At 73.0% G+C, this 13,289-nt stretch carries 13 protein-coding genes; 7 read left to right on the plus strand and 6 right to left on the minus strand.

What is annotated here, in order from left to right; all coding sequences use genetic code 11:
• Positions 1-48 precede the first annotated feature (48 nt).
• The 6 genes from L3i22_RS18595 to L3i22_RS18620 all read left to right on the plus strand — a co-directional run bounded on the left by L3i22_RS18595 (position 49) and on the right by L3i22_RS18620 (position 5,374).
• Entirely contained in the window at positions 49-435 is a 387-nt protein-coding gene (locus tag L3i22_RS18595; protein WP_221328219.1) for a hypothetical protein, read from the plus strand.
• A gap of 85 nt (positions 436-520) precedes the next feature.
• Entirely contained in the window at positions 521-844 is a 324-nt protein-coding gene (locus L3i22_RS18600; protein WP_221328220.1) for a YciI family protein, read from the plus strand.
• Complete coding sequence (locus L3i22_RS18605; protein WP_221328221.1) at positions 841-2,058, plus strand: RNA polymerase sigma factor; 1,218 nt, start codon at positions 841-843, stop codon at positions 2,056-2,058. Before L3i22_RS18600 ends, L3i22_RS18605 begins: the two co-directional genes overlap by 4 nt.
• A gap of 107 nt (positions 2,059-2,165) precedes the next feature.
• Positions 2,166-3,254, plus strand: coding sequence for an alpha/beta fold hydrolase (locus L3i22_RS18610; protein ID WP_221328222.1), 1,089 nt, complete (start codon positions 2,166-2,168; stop codon positions 3,252-3,254).
• A gap of 6 nt (positions 3,255-3,260) precedes the next feature.
• The gene (locus L3i22_RS18615; protein WP_221328223.1) at positions 3,261-3,950 is read left to right on the plus strand and encodes a response regulator transcription factor; all 690 of its coding nucleotides are present in this window, start codon (positions 3,261-3,263) and stop codon (positions 3,948-3,950) included.
• Positions 3,947-5,374, plus strand: a complete 1,428-nt coding sequence (locus L3i22_RS18620; RefSeq protein ID WP_221328224.1) for a HAMP domain-containing sensor histidine kinase — start codon at positions 3,947-3,949, stop codon at positions 5,372-5,374. Before L3i22_RS18615 ends, L3i22_RS18620 begins: the two co-directional genes overlap by 4 nt.
• Here L3i22_RS18620 and L3i22_RS18625 read toward each other — a convergent pair.
• The 6 genes from L3i22_RS18625 to L3i22_RS18650 all read right to left on the minus strand — a co-directional run bounded on the left by L3i22_RS18625 (position 5,323) and on the right by L3i22_RS18650 (position 12,416).
• On the minus strand, positions 5,323-6,570 hold the full coding sequence (locus L3i22_RS18625; RefSeq protein WP_221328225.1) for an Ig-like domain-containing protein: 1,248 nt from the start codon (positions 6,568-6,570) through the stop codon (positions 5,323-5,325). The two genes, L3i22_RS18620 and L3i22_RS18625, sit on opposite strands and share 52 nt — an antisense overlap.
• A gap of 298 nt (positions 6,571-6,868) precedes the next feature.
• On the minus strand, positions 6,869-7,861 hold the full coding sequence (locus L3i22_RS18630; protein WP_221328226.1) for an ornithine cyclodeaminase family protein: 993 nt from the start codon (positions 7,859-7,861) through the stop codon (positions 6,869-6,871).
• A gap of 10 nt (positions 7,862-7,871) precedes the next feature.
• On the minus strand, positions 7,872-8,789 hold the full coding sequence (locus tag L3i22_RS18635) for an ABC transporter permease (RefSeq protein ID WP_221328227.1): 918 nt from the start codon (positions 8,787-8,789) through the stop codon (positions 7,872-7,874).
• A complete protein-coding gene (locus tag L3i22_RS18640) occupies positions 8,786-9,877 on the minus strand; it encodes an ABC transporter permease (protein ID WP_255658377.1) in 1,092 nt (363 codons plus the stop codon). Before L3i22_RS18640 ends, L3i22_RS18635 begins: the two co-directional genes overlap by 4 nt.
• Entirely contained in the window at positions 9,874-11,421 is a 1,548-nt protein-coding gene (locus L3i22_RS18645; protein ID WP_221328228.1) for an ABC transporter ATP-binding protein, read from the minus strand. Before L3i22_RS18645 ends, L3i22_RS18640 begins: the two co-directional genes overlap by 4 nt.
• An 11-nt stretch (positions 11,422-11,432) precedes the next feature.
• Positions 11,433-12,416 carry a BMP family ABC transporter substrate-binding protein gene (locus tag L3i22_RS18650; RefSeq protein WP_221328229.1) on the minus strand — a complete coding sequence of 328 codons (984 nt, stop codon included), beginning with the start codon at positions 12,414-12,416 and terminating at the stop codon, positions 11,433-11,435.
• A gap of 160 nt (positions 12,417-12,576) precedes the next feature.
• Between L3i22_RS18650 and L3i22_RS18655 the strand changes: the two genes are divergently transcribed.
• A complete protein-coding gene (locus L3i22_RS18655; protein WP_221328230.1) occupies positions 12,577-13,281 on the plus strand; it encodes a GntR family transcriptional regulator in 705 nt (234 codons plus the stop codon).
• The last annotated feature ends 8 nt before the right edge of the window (positions 13,282-13,289 follow it).

The raw sequence follows: 13,289 nt of genomic DNA on the forward strand, positions 1-13,289 counted from the left end.
CATCAGGATTCGTCTATGTGTGAATTGAGGAAACCGGCACAGCGGCCCATGCGTCGCATCTGTATGCGTAAGTGTCGTCCTGCTCTCGGCCTGCTGCTGGCCCTGTCCCTGGCCGCCTGCGGCGGCACCTCAACTCCCGCGCCCGCCACCACCGCACCGTCGGCCGGCCGCCGGATCGAGCCGTCGCCGGGCGGGTCCCGCGGCGATCCGGACAATCCCGTGGACCGCGTCGGCGCGCCGATCGTGCTGACCGGCACGGTCGGCACCGCCGGCGGCTGTGTCGTGCTCACCGAGAACGGCCGCCGGTGGGCGCTGGTCGGCGCCGCGGCCGCCCGGCTCGCCGACGGGCAGAGCGTCACGGTACGGGGGCGGCCCGTCCCGGTGCCGGCCGGCTGCGACGCCGCGGCGGCCCTGGCCGTGCGCACGGTCGGCTGAGGCGGGGCCGACAATATTTTCGCGGACGATGTCGGATCGCGGAGGCGGCGTTCGTTGAGGATGAAACGAGCCTGAAGGAGCTGACATGCAATATCTGTTCTCGGTGGTCCACGACTCGGACAGCCTGGCCACCGACGAAGAGATGGCCGACATCGACGTGTTCAACGAGCGCCTGCAGGCCGACGGCAACTGGGTCTTCGCCGGCGGCCTCGGCATGCCGGCCACGGCGACCGTGATCGACAACCGGGGTGCCGAGACGCTGTTCACCGACGGGCCGTTCGTCGAGTCGAAGGAGTACCTGGCCGGCTTCTGGATCATCGAGGCCGCCGACCTCGACGTGGCCCTCAAGCTGGCCGCCGCGGGCTCGCGGGCCTGCAACCGCAAGGTGGAGGTCCGGCCGTTTCTGTGACCGTCGCCGAGGCGATCACCCGGGCGCACCACGGCGAGTGGGCGCGCATCGTCGCCGCCCTGACCCGGCGATTCGGTGACCTCGACATCGCCGAGGAGGCGGCGGCCGAGGCGTTCGCGACGGCCGTGGAGCGGTGGCCGGCCGACGGCGTACCCCCGAATCCCGGCGCCTGGCTGACCACGACCGCCAATCGCAAGGCCATCGATCGGCTCCGGCGCGAGAGCAAGCGGGATGACAAACAGAGAGAGGCCCAGGTGCTTCGGTACGACGATGAGCCGCCCGGCCCGGTCGACGACGAGCGCCTGCGGCTGATCTTCACGTGCTGTCACCCGGCGCTGGCGTTGCAGACCCGGGTCGCGCTGACACTGCGGATGGTCGGCGGGCTGACCGCGGCCGAGATCGCCCGCGCGTTCCTGGTCCGGGAGACCGCGATGGAGCAGCGGATCACCCGCGCCAAAGCCAAGATCAAGCAGGCCGGGATCCCGTACCGGGTGCCGTCGGCGGAGGATCTGCCGGTGCGCGTCGCCGGGGTGCTCACCGTGCTGTTCCTGGTCTTCAACGAGGGCTACCTGGCCACCGGGCCGGACACCGACCCGGTCCGGCACGAGCTGACCGCCGAGGCGATCCGGCTGACCCGGCTGATCCACGCGCTGCTGCCCGGCGACGGCGAGACCGCCGGGCTGCTGGCGCTGATGCTGCTCACCGAGGCCCGCCGCGGCGCCCGGGTGTCGGCGACCGGCGAGCTGGTCACGCTGGCCGAGCAGGATCGCGGGGCGTGGGACGCGGCGCTGATCGCCGAGGGACATCAGCTGGTCCTGGAGCGGCTGGCCACCGGGGTGGCGCCGGGCCGCTACCAGATCCTGGCCGCGGTCAACGCCGTGCACACCTCGGCCCGCGACGTGCGCGACACCGGCTGGTCGCAGATCGTCGCCCTCTACGACCAGCTGGTCCGCCTGGACCCGTCACCGATCGTCGCGCTGAACCGGGCGATCGCGGTCGCCGAGCTGGACGGCCCGGACGTCGCCCTGGCCATCGTCGACCGGCTCGGCGACCGGCTGGCCGGCTACCACGCCTACTTCGCGACCCGGGCCGACCTGCTGCGCCGGCTGGGCCGCGGCGCGGAGGCGCGGGCGGCCTACGACACGGCGATCGAGCTGGCCGGCAACACCGCCGAGATCGCCTACCTCACGCGCCGCCGTGATCAGCTGGGCTGACGCCGTACCCGTCAGGAGATCGTCAGGTTTTTCGTCGAGTCGCCGAAAGGCGCGTCCGCTCTGATGGGTGGGGTGAGACGACGGCGACGATCGGAGACGTGGTGGTGATGGGCGAGCGTTCCCTGCGCCGGCGGGTGCTGCTGGGTGCCGGGGTGGCGGCGGCGGTGGCCGCGGTCGCCGGCGGGACCGGGCTGGCGGTGCTCAAATACCAGATCGACCACTACCGGGATCCGGGCCGGCAGCGGATCGCGGCGGCCGGCTACCGGCAGCGGGTCGCGCGGGTCGGCGAGGTGGCGTTCAGCTACGCCGAGGGTCCGGACAACGGGCCGCCGCTGGTGCTGCTGCACGCCCAGCACATGGACTGGTACAGCTACCACCTGGTGCTGCCGGCGCTGGCCGAGTCGTTCCACGTCTTCGACGTCGACTATCCGGGTCACGGCGGTACCGTCTGCCCGGCCGGATATCCGATGACCGCCGAGCGGATCGGCGCGGACCTGGCCGGCTTCCTCGAGTCCGTGGTGGGGCAGCCGGCGCACGTCAGCGGCAACTCCTCCGGCGGGTTGCTGGCGATCTGGCTGGCGGCGAACCGGCCGCGGCTGGTGCGCAGCGTGGTCCTGGAGGATCCGCCGCTGTTCTCCGCCGAGTACCCGCGCATCGCCCGGACGATCGCCGACCGCTCGTTCCGGACCTGCGCCAACGCGGTGCGTGAGGGGACCGGCGACTTCCTGCTCTACTGGATCCGGGCCAGCAAGCCGTTCTTCGACAAGAACGTCGGCCCGGGCGCGGCCCGGCTGCTGATCGAGGCGATCAAGGAGTTCCGCCGGGCGCGCCCGGGGGAGCCGGTCGAGATCGGGCTGCTGCCCAACGACACGGTCCGGCAGTTCCTGCGGGGGCTTGATCAGTTCGATCCGCGTTTCGGCGCGGCGTTTCACGACGGCAGCTGGCACGCCGGCTTCGACCACGCGTCGGCGCTGGGCCGGGTCGGCTGCCCGGCGCTGCTGATCCAGGCGAACTTCAGCGTGCTCGCCGACGGCACCCTCGACGGCGCGATGACCGGCGACGACGCGGCCCGGGCGCTGGCGTTGCTGCGCCGGGGCACCTACCGCCGCATCGACGCGACTCATGTGGTCCACTTGGACAAACCCCAGGATTTCGTACGGATGGTCACAGGTTTTGTCGTGACCGGAAACCAGTAGGTGTCGATGACGGTGCAGGTCCTGGTCGTGGACGACGACGAGGAGATCCGCGAGGTGCTCGCCGCCGGCCTGACCTTCGCCGGGTTCGCGGTGACCCTGGCGGCGAACGCCACCGAGGCCTACGCCGCGCTGCGCGAGCACCCGGCCGACGTGGTCGTGCTCGACGTGATGATGCCCGGCCAGGACGGCTTCGACGTGGTGCAGCTGATCCGCCGGCAGCATCCGGACCTGCCGGTGCTGTTCCTGTCGGCCCGTGACGCGGTCGAGGACAAGGTGCGTGGCCTGCGGCTGGGCGGCGACGACTACATGGCCAAGCCGTTCAGCGCGGTCGAGCTGGTGACCCGGATCGAGGTGCTGGTGCGCCGGTCGGCCCGTGGTGAGCGGACCGCGCCGGGCGGGGTGCTGCGCTGCGCCGACCTGGAGCTCGATCCGGGCCGGCACGTGGTGCGCCGCGGCGGCGCCGGGGTCGAGCTGTCGCCGACCGAGTTCCGGCTGCTGCACCTGCTGCTGATCAATGCCGGTCAGGTGCTGTCGAAGGGGCAGATCCTGGACGCGCTCTGGCAGTACGACTTCGGCGGCAGCGCCAACCTGGTCGAGCGGTTCGTCTCCAGTCTGCGGCGCAAGGTCGACGACGGGCGCCCGGCGCTGATCCGCACGGTTCGCGGCTTCGGCTACAGCATTCGCGAGCCGCAGTGAGGCCGCGGTCGATCCGGGCCCGGCTGACCGTGACGCTGTCGGTCGTGACGGTGCTGGTGATCGGGCTGTCCGCGCTGGCCGGCATCACCGTGGTGTCGCGGTGGCTGAGCGCTCGCGACGCCGGGCAGCTGGCGAATCTGTCGGCGCGGGTGGCCGCGAGTCTGCGGGCCGCCGGCGGGGTGCGGCTGGATCGGGCGACGCTGCGCGAGACCGTCGGGCCGGCCTATCAGGTGGTGCTGGTGACCGGCGACGGCCGTACCGTCAATGAGGGTTTGTCCGCGCAGGATGCCGCCGGCCTGGCCGCGGTGGTCTCCCCGGACCCGGTCGAGGCCGGCGGGGACCGGCTGGCCGTCGCCATCGACACCAGCGGCCTGGCCGTGACCTACCGGCCCGACGAGGGCGGCACGCTGACCGTGGCGCGGATCGTGTTCGTCGCCGGCTACCGGGACCGGGCCACGACCGTGGCCACCGTCGCCGCGACCGTGGTCTCGGTCGCGACGGTGAGCATCGCGCTGCTGATCGGCACCGCGGTGCTGGTGGTCGGCCGGGGCCTGCGCCCGCTGCGGGTGATGGCGGATCGGGCCGGGCAGGTGGCCGACGGCGACCGCACCCGCCGGCTGCCGCGCGACGACCGTGGTGATCCGGCGATCAGCCGGCTGGCCCGCACGGTCAACGCGGCCTTCGACGCCCAGCAGGACGCGGAGAACCGGATGCGGGCGTTCATCGCCGATGCCTCGCACGAGCTGCGCTCGCCGCTGACCGCCGCGCACGGCTGGGTGGAGCTGTATCTGCGCGGTGGCCTCGACGACCCGGGCCGGCTGGACGCGGCCCTGGCCCGGGTGGACACCCAGCTGGTGCGGATGCGCTCACTGGTCGACGACCTCGCGCTGCTGGCCCGCGGCGACGCCGGGCTGCCGGTCGAGCAGGAGCCGGTCGATCTGGACGTGCTCGCCGGCGAGACGGTCGCCGACGCGCGGATCCTGGCGCCCGAGCGCGAGCTGCGCTATCGCGGTGCGCCGGCGGTGGTGCTCGGGGACGCCGGCCGGCTCGCGCAGGTGCTGCGCAACCTGGTCGGCAACGCCCTGCAGCACACGCCGGCCGGCGGGGCGGTCTCGGTGACGGTGCTCGCCGGGGCGGGCGCGCACACCGTGCTGGTCACCGACAGCGGCCCGGGCATCCCGGTGCAGGACCTGCCGCACCTGTTCGAACGGTTCTGGCGGGCCGACCCGGCGCGGTCCGCGCCGGGTGGCTCCGGGCTGGGGCTGGCGATCGCGCAGTCGCTGGTGGCGATGCACCACGGCACGATCGCGGTCCGCAGCGCGGCGGGCTCGGGCACCACGTTCACGGTGACCCTGCCCGCGTTGCGCGAGGGTCAGGCGCCGTACTTGTCGAACGAGACGGTCCAGTCGCCGAGGCCGTTGTAGATCGGCAGCTTGCGGGGGCTGTTGGTGACGTCGACGACATCGCCGAGGATGAAGTTCTCATACACCCACTTGGCGTCGCTCATGCTCAGGTTGACGCAGCCGTGCGACAGGTTGGCCCGGCCGAGCGAACCGTTCCACGGGGCGGCGTGCAGGAACTCGCCGGAGTAGGTGATGCGGGTGCAGTACTCCACGTTGTCGGAGACGTAGTAGTTCGGGTTGCTCGGGTCGGCGACACCGTAGCTGGCCGAGCTCATCGTGTGGAAACGCTCCTTGGAGAGCACCACGTGCGGGCCGCCGGCGGTCCAGAAGCTGATCTTCTCGCCGTTGGCGCCGGTGGTGCCGCCGCCGCGGCCGAAGCTGCTCTTCATGGTGCGCACGAGCTTGCCGTTGACGTACACCTTCGTCACGTGCTTCTTGTTGTCGGCGATCGCGATGAGCTGGCGGCCGACCTTGAAGTTGGTGGAGGCGTTCTTCTCGCCGTACATCCCCTTGCCCAGGTTGAGGCCGAAGATGTTGACGTTGACCTTGATCGTGGAGTTGGCGGCCCAGTACTTCGCCGGGCGCCAGTGCACGGTCATGTTGTTGGCCCAGTAGAACTTGCCCTCGACCGACGGCGACGTGGTGATCTCGATCGCCTTCTCCGCCTTCTCCTTGTCGACGGCGCGGCTGAACGAGATGATCACCGGCTGCCCGGCGCCATAGGTCTTGCCGGTCTTCAGCGAGGTCATCGAGTTGGCCTGGAAGTTCACCTTGACCACGTGCTTGGGGTCGATGGTGGCGAACGTGGTGGTCTGCGAGGAGGCGGTGCCCACCTTGTCGGCGGCGGTGACGACCACCTTGTACGTCTTGTCGTAGGCCAGGTCGTCGGTCGACTGCCACGAGCCGTCGGCCTGCACGGTGCCGTCGACCTTCGTCTTGCCGGCGGTGACGGTGACCGTCTGGATCGTGCCGTCCTGCACCGTGACGGTGATCGGCTTGGTCAGCGACACCCCGGTGGCCTTGTCGGCCGGGCTCACGGTCACCTGGACCGGCGCCGGCGCCTCGTTGTTCGCCACCGACTCGGTCAGCACGGTCGAGCCGGTGCCGGTCGAGTCGCTCTTGGGCGAAGAGGAGGAGGAACAGCCGGCCGCCCCGGCAGCCGTGGCAGCGGCGGCCACGCCGAGGGTCCCGATGATGACCTTACGTCGCTGAATCATGGCTCTCACAATCGAGGGGGGTCACGGCCGGCACCATTGTGGCCGCACTAGACAAGACGCCGCCGCGGCCCGAAAAGTTGCCTGCCAAGTCGATCAATTTAATTGAGGCGGAGAGCCTTGACAATCCGGTTGTTGGTCACTTTCGGTCAGTGTCTCGCCGCACCGAAACGGGCCGAGTGCATTGATTCCGGACATAAGTCCACTGCCGGTAATTATCGCAATACTCTCGGTTATCGCAACGGCGCATGGCGAAACTGAAAAGCGGACTATCCGACAGCTCCGGGAAAGATATTGCCATTCATGCCGAAAGGTCCAGCTCGGTGCCGATGCCCCGCGCCCGGGCCCGGGTGATCAGCAGGTCGGCGGTGACCAGGTCCTGCAGGCCGAGCCCGACCGAGTTGAACAGCGTGATGCCGGCCGGCGAGGTGCGCCCCGGCGCGCGGCCGGCGATCACCGCGCCCAGCTCGGTGCCCACGTCGTCGAGGCGCACCGCCCCCTCGGCCAGCGCGAGCAGCACCTCGCCGGACTTGGCCAGCGCGGTCGGCAGCGAGTCGACGACCACCCGGGCCCGGCGCAGCCCCTCGCCGTCGATCTCCCGGTGATCCGGGCGCGGCGGGGCGCCGACCGCGTTGACGTGCAGGCCGGGGTGGAACCAGGCGCCGCGCACGATCGGCTCCCGCGACGGGGTCAGCGTGCACAGCACGTCGGCGGCGCGGACCACGTCCTCGACGCCCGCGCCCGCCTCGACGCGCACCCCGAGCCCGGCGACGGCGGCCCGGAACCGGTCCAGCGTCGCCGCCGAGCGCGACCACACCACGACCGTGCGCAGGTCCAGCACCTCGGCGATCGCGCGGGTGTGCTCGACGGCCAGCGCGCCGGCGCCGACCAGGCCCAGCACCGTGCTGCCGGGCGCGGCCAGGTGGGCGGTGGCCACCGCGCTGGCCGCGGCGGTCCGGACCGCGGTGATCAGCCGGCCGTCGATGATCGCCTGGCACTCGCCGGTACGGGCCGAGCTGACCAGGATCGTCGAGCGCTGCACCGGCAGGCCGCGCTCGGCGTTGCCGGGGATGTCGGCGAGCAGCTTGACCGCGGCTCGCCCGGTGGCCCGGTCGGCGGCGACCATCGGGATGATCGACGCGTCGTCCAGGGTCATCGCCGGGGGCGCGGGCACGACGGCGCGGCCCAGGGCCAGGTCGGTGTGGGCGCGCTCGACCGCGGTGCGTACCTCGCGCAGGGTTTTCTCGTCGTGCAGCAGGCGACTGACGTCGGAGTGGGTCAGGACCAGGGTCATGGAGTTTCCTTCAGGCGCGGGCGAACGGGACGGTCAGGCCGGAGGGTGAGCGGCTGGCGCCGGCCAGGCCACTGACCGCGACGACGGCGGCCAGGTACGGGATCATCGTCAGCACCGCCGGTGGAATGGCGGCGCCGAGCGCGGGCAGGGCGTACTGCAGCGCCTGGGCCAGGCCGAACAGCACCGCCGCGAGCACGGTCGCGCCCGGGCGCCAGCGCCCGGCGATCACCGCGACCACGGCGAGGTAGCCGATCCCGGCGGTCATGTTGTCGCTGAACGCCCGGACCTCGGAGAGCGCCAGCTGCGCCCCGGCCAGGCCGGACAGCGCCGCGGTGAGCAGCACGCAGGCGGCCCGCAGCCGGGCCACCGGCAGTCCGGTGCGGTCGGCGGCCACCGCGTCCTCGCCGACGGCGTCGATGCGCAGCCCGGCGGCGGTGCGCCGGGACAGCAGCAGCGCGGTGCCGGCCGCGGCCAGCACGCACAGGTAGCCGAGCGCGGTCTGCCCGAACAGCGCCGGCCCGAGCGCCGGGATCCGGTGCAGCAGCGGCACCTCGATCCGGTCGAACGCCGGGATGCCCTGGTTGCGGCCGTGGTTGAGCCAGAGCCGCGCGCCGAACGTGGTCACCGCCAGGGCCAGGGCGTTGAGCGCGATGCCGGTGACGATCTGGTCGGCCAGCGCGCGCACGCTCAGCAGCGCCTGGCAGCCGCCGACGAGCAGGCCACCGGCGACGCCGGCGAGCGCGCCGAGCCAGGGCGAGCCGGTCAGCACCGCGCCGAGCGCGGCGGTGAACGCGCCGGTGAGCATCATCGCCTCGACGCTGAGGTTGAGCACGCCGGCGCGTTCGCTGATCAGCTCGCCGACGGCGGCCAGCAGCAGCGGCAGGGCGAAGGCGAATCCGCTGACCAGGATCGGGGTGAGCGCGCTCATCGGGCTGCCCCGATCGGGGCAGCCAGGGCACCGCGGCGGCGGGCCGCCCACCCGGCGGTGCCGGCGATGAACAGGATGATCAGGCTCTCCACCACCGACACCGTGGTGGCCGGGACCGCCGCGACCAGTTGCAGGTTGATCCCGCCGGAGGTGAGCAACGCCAGCAGCAGCGCGGTGGCGGCCAGAGCGAGCATCGAGCCGCGGGCGAGCAGCCCGACGACCAGCCCGGCGAAGCCGTACCCGGAGGTGAGGCCCTCGGCCAGCACGAACGGGGCGGTCGCGGTGAGCACCCCGCCGGCCAGTCCGGCGAAGCCGCCGGCCGAGGCCAGCGCCAGGAACCGGGTCCGGGCGACCGGCACGCCGAGCCGGGCGGCGGCCTGCGGGGCGAAGCCGAGCGCGCTCAGGCGCACTCCGGCGCCGGTGTGCCGCAGCAGCACCCCGACCAGCAGCACGGCGATCCCGGCGAGCACGACGGCCACGGTCGCGGGGGAGCGCGACAGTCCCAGCGAGGGCAGGTGCGCGCCCTCGATCAGCGGTGCGGACTGCGGCAGCGTCTCCGAGGAGGTGACCGGCTGGCGCAGCAGGCCCGGCTCGTGCACGCTCAGCGACAGCAGGGCCAGGCCGACGAAGTTGAGCAGCAGCGTGGTGATGATCTCGCTGGTGCCGGCCCAGGCCCGGAGCGCCGCGGCGATGCCGGCCCAGCCGAACCCGGCGATCGCGGCGGCGGCCAGCACCAGCGGCAGCGCCAGCGCGGGCGGTGTGGAGGCCGGCAGGGTGGTGCCGACCGCGGTCGCGGCGATCGCCCCCAGGCACAGTTGCCCCTCGCCGCCGACGTTGACCAGCCCGGCCTTGTAGGCGACGACGAATCCGGCGGCGACCAGCATCAGCACGGCGCTCGCGTTGATCGACTTGCCGATCGCGTACGGCGTACCGACCATCCCCTCGACCAGCGCGGTGATCGTGGTGCCCGGTGCCGCGCCGGCCACCGCGGCGAGCGCCAGTCCGGCCAGCGCCGCCGCGACGACCGCGAGGCCGGCCACGGTGACCGGGTGCAGTCCGGCCCGGCGCAGCCGGTCGAGGCCGTTCACGCCGCGGTTCCGGTCATCAGGGCGCCGATCTCGGCGGGCGCGGCGGACGAGCCGGCCGGGATCGGCCCGAGCAGCCGGCCCCGGTAGCTGACCAGGATCCGGTCGCAGAGCGCGAGCAGCTGTTCGACCTCGCTGGAGACGACCAGGATCGCCACGCCCCGGTCGGCGGCCTCGCGCAGCCGGGTCAGCACCTGCCCGACCGCGCCGACGTCGAGCCCGCGGGTCGGCTGGGCGGCGATCAGCACGCGCAGCCCGTCGATCGACAGCTCCCGGGCCAGCACCACCTTCTGCTGGTTGCCGCCCGACAGCGAGCCGAGTCCGGCCCGGGGCCCCGGCGTGCGTACCGCGTAGGCCGCGATGACCTCGGCCGCGGCGGCGTCCATCGCCTTGCGATCGAGCAGGCCGCGGCGGCGGAACCCGCCGAGCCGGCCCAGGAACAGGTTCTCGGCCACCGACATCGCGCCGACCATCCCCTCCTGGTGCCGGTCTTCAGGAACAACCCCCAAACCCGCTGACGTACGGGCCGCCGGCGTGGCCGTGGTCAGCTCGTCCGCGCCCACATGGACCGTTCCGCTGTCGGCGCGCAGCGCCCCGGACAGCACCCGGACCAGTTCGCTCTGCCCGTTGCCCTCGACCCCGGCGATCCCGACGATCTCCCCGGCCCGCACCTGCAGATCCACGCCGTCGAGCGCCCGGGTCCCGTCGCGCCGGGTGAGCCTCAGCCGCTCGGCGCGCAGCACCGCCGGCCCGGGCGCGGCGGTGCCGGTGGCCCGCCGGACCCGGCCGGTGTCGGCGCCGGCCACGGTCGCCTCCAGCTCGCCGGCGTCGTGCCCGAGCATCAGCGCCAGCAGCCGGGGCACCGGCACGTCGGCGAGCCGGCCGCCGCCGGCGACCGTGCCGGCGCGCAGCACGGTGGCCACGTCGGCGGCCCGCGACACCTCGCCCAGCTTGTGCGTGACCAGCACCACCGACCGGCCGGAGGCGGCCATCGCCCGGCACACCCCGATCAGCGCGTCGATCCCGGCGCCGTCGAGCACCCCGGTCGGCTCGTCGAGCAGCACCAGGTCCGGATCCGGCAGCAGCGCCTTGACGATCTCCACCCGCTGCCGGTCGCCGACCGGCAGCTCGGCGACCCGCTGGTCGAGCCGGACCCGCAGGCCGTACTCGTCGGCGATGCGCGCCAGCCGCCCGGTCAGCGTGGCGGTGCGCCCGCGCAGGCCGGTGCCGCCGGTGGTGGCCAGCAGCAGGTTCTCCCGCACGGTCAGCGTCGGGACCAGCGAGAAGTGCTGGTGCACCATCGCCACCCCGCGGCCCAGCGCGGCGGCCGGCGAGCCCGGCGCGTACGCGCGCCCGTGCAGGCGCATCGTGCCGCCGCTGGGCCGGACACTGCCGTTGATCAGGTTGCACAGCGTCGACTTGCCGGCGCCGTTCTCGCCGAGCACACAGTGCACGGTGCCGGGCGCGATCGACAGCGACACGTCGTGCAGCGCGCTCACCGCGCCGTAGCGTTTGCCGAGGCCGTCCAGGTGCAGCAGGCTGGTCATCGCGGCCTCCGTCAGTAGGGCTTGATCGCGCCGGACGCCAGCTGCGCCGTGGCCCGGTCGAGGACCGACGTCACCGCGGCGTCGGTGCCGCAGGGCACGAAGGCGGTGCCGCCGTTGCCGGAGGACAGCCCGAACCGCACCTGCTCGGCCTTGAACGTGCCGGCCTGCACCGCGGCCACCGCGTACTCGATCTCCTTGCCGAGGTCGGTGTGCACGTAACCGACGTACGGGCCCTGGCAGTCGCCGGGGATCGGCCCGCCGACCATCCGGGCGCCGGCGTCCTGGGCGGCCTGCTGGATGCCCTGTTTGCCGAGGTTGACGATCTGGCCGAGCACGTCCGCGCCGGCGCCGAAGTCGGCCGCGGCCGCCTGCTTGGCCTTGGCCGGGTCGTTGAAGTCGCCGACGTACTGCGGGGTGAGCACCTTGATGCCGGGCTTGGCGAACGCGGCGCCGTTGCCGTACGCCTTGGCCGCGTTCACGATCGCCGGCAGCTCGACCCCGCCGACGAACCCGACGGTGTTCTTCTTCGAGGTGACCGCGGAGACCGCGCCGGACAGGAACTCCGCCTCGGCCTGCTGCGGGTCGTAGTAGGCCAGGTTGGCCAGCGGCACGGCGTCGGCCGGCCCGCCGATCTCGACGAACGTCACGTCCGGGAACTGCGGGGCGACCTTGCGGACGTCGGCGTCGGTCTGCCCGCCCAGCGACACGACCAGCTTGTTGGCCGAGGCGAAGCGCACCAGCGCCTGCTCGTAGTCGGCGGCCTGGACCTGCTCGACGTAGCTGAGCTCGACCTTGCCGGCCTGCGCCGCCTTGATCCGCTCGTAGCCCAGGTAGCCCGACTGCATGAAGCCGGTGTCGGAGATCGAGCCGGGGAAGAACACCCCGACCTTCAGGACGTCGCCCGAGCCGGCCGACGCGCTGTCGGCGCCGCAGCCGGACAGCAGCAGCGCGGCGGTCGCCCCGAGTGCGCTGATGCAGAGACGTGTACGAGACATATGAGTGCCAGCCCTTCGCTGTTAGCGGTATACCACTAACGGAAGGCTGGCGGCGAACCATGTCCCCGCGATTACGCCGCCGTTACAGCCGTCGAAGAGACTCCTCACCACGCACGGCCCGCCCGTCCCGGCGGCCCCGGCGCCGCCTACGGTGTGAGCCATGACAGCGACCAGCACCGGCGCGGCGCCCTCGCTGCGAGACAGCGCCTACGCCGAACTGCGCCGCCGGATCATCGACGTGGTCTACCGCCCCGGCGAGCGGCTCTTCGAGCGCGACCTCGCCGACGAGCTGCAGGTCTCGCGCATTCCGCTGCGCGAGGCGCTGCAACTGCTGCAGAACGACGGCCTGGTCGTGCTGGTGCCCCGCCAGGGCGCGCTGGTCGCCCCGTTCACCGCCGCCGACGTGCGGGATCTGTTCGACGTGCGCGAGTCGCTGGAGGTGCTGGCCGCCCGGCTGGCCGCCGAACGCATCGACGACGCCGGCCTGACCCGGCTGCGCGAGCGGATGACCGCCGCCCGCGACGCGCTGGCCCGCGCGGACGACCCGGCGACCGCCGCCGCCAACTCCGAGTTCCACCGGCTGATCGTCACGGTCGCGGCGAACCCGCTGCTGTCGGCGATGATGCGCCCGCTGGAAGCCAAGACCCAGTGGCTGTTCAACCTCACCCGCCGGCGCGACCTGATCCAGCAGTGCGACGAGCACGAGGAGATGTACGAGGCGATCGCCGCCCACGACGCGGTCCGGGCGGCGGAGACGGCCTACGAGCACATCGCCTCGGGCCGCGCCGAGAGCATCACCCTGGCCCGCGAGTGGTCGGCCGCCACCATCGACCCGGTCGAGGCCACCCGCACCCGCCGCCGCTGACCGGCCCC

It is taken from the genome of Actinoplanes sp. L3-i22, assembly GCF_019704555.1.
GTDB lineage: Bacteria > Actinomycetota > Actinomycetes > Mycobacteriales > Micromonosporaceae > Actinoplanes.

Bases quoted from the DNA above. Each gene is read 5' to 3' on its own strand.
- L3i22_RS18595 (WP_221328219.1), top strand. From the start codon at position 49: ATGCGTCGCATCTGTATGCGTAAGTGTCGTCCTGCTCTCGGCCTGCTG.
- L3i22_RS18600 (WP_221328220.1), top strand. From the start codon at position 521: ATGCAATATCTGTTCTCGGTGGTCCACGACTCGGACAGCCTGGCCACC.
- L3i22_RS18610 (WP_221328222.1), top strand. From the start codon at position 2,166: ATGGGCGAGCGTTCCCTGCGCCGGCGGGTGCTGCTGGGTGCCGGGGTG.
- L3i22_RS18615 (WP_221328223.1), top strand. From the start codon at position 3,261: ATGACGGTGCAGGTCCTGGTCGTGGACGACGACGAGGAGATCCGCGAG.
- L3i22_RS18625 (WP_221328225.1), bottom strand. From the start codon at position 6,570: ATGATTCAGCGACGTAAGGTCATCATCGGGACCCTCGGCGTGGCCGCC.
- L3i22_RS18630 (WP_221328226.1), bottom strand. From the start codon at position 7,861: ATGACCCTGGTCCTGACCCACTCCGACGTCAGTCGCCTGCTGCACGAC.
- L3i22_RS18635 (WP_221328227.1), bottom strand. From the start codon at position 8,789: ATGAGCGCGCTCACCCCGATCCTGGTCAGCGGATTCGCCTTCGCCCTG.
- L3i22_RS18645 (WP_221328228.1), bottom strand. From the start codon at position 11,421: ATGACCAGCCTGCTGCACCTGGACGGCCTCGGCAAACGCTACGGCGCG.
- L3i22_RS18650 (WP_221328229.1), bottom strand. From the start codon at position 12,416: ATGTCTCGTACACGTCTCTGCATCAGCGCACTCGGGGCGACCGCCGCG.
- L3i22_RS18655 (WP_221328230.1), top strand. From the start codon at position 12,577: ATGACAGCGACCAGCACCGGCGCGGCGCCCTCGCTGCGAGACAGCGCC.